The sequence below is a fragment of the Pseudomonas sp. MONT-RG-20F-20-E-7-02 genome (assembly GCF_022662395.1).
Taxonomy (GTDB): domain Bacteria; phylum Pseudomonadota; class Gammaproteobacteria; order Pseudomonadales; family Pseudomonadaceae; genus Aquipseudomonas.
Map to the genome: position 1 here is coordinate 1 of NZ_JAKNQN010000050.1, position 247 is coordinate 247.

Consider the following 247-nt stretch of genomic DNA (forward strand, 5'->3'; position numbering starts at 1 on the left):
AGTAACCGATCCGAAGGCGGCTGAAACAGCCATCACCGATTCGATCGATAACACCACGGTTACGTTGACTGCTGATAAAGCGTCCGTGGTTGAAGGTGGTGAGATTACCTACACCGCGACCCTGACGAACAAAGCGCAGACTGACGTAACCGTTACGTTGAGCAACGGTCAAACGATCACCATCAAAGCTGGTGAAACCGTCGGCTCGACTGTGTTCCAGACGCCGGCTAACGATGTTTACAACAAT

At 51.8% G+C, this 247-nt stretch carries 1 protein-coding gene; it reads left to right on the forward strand.

The window, feature by feature from the left end:
- Positions 1-247, forward strand: a 247-nt coding sequence (locus L8I05_RS29485) for an immunoglobulin-like domain-containing protein (RefSeq protein WP_347341244.1), incomplete at both ends; no start/stop codon positions are given.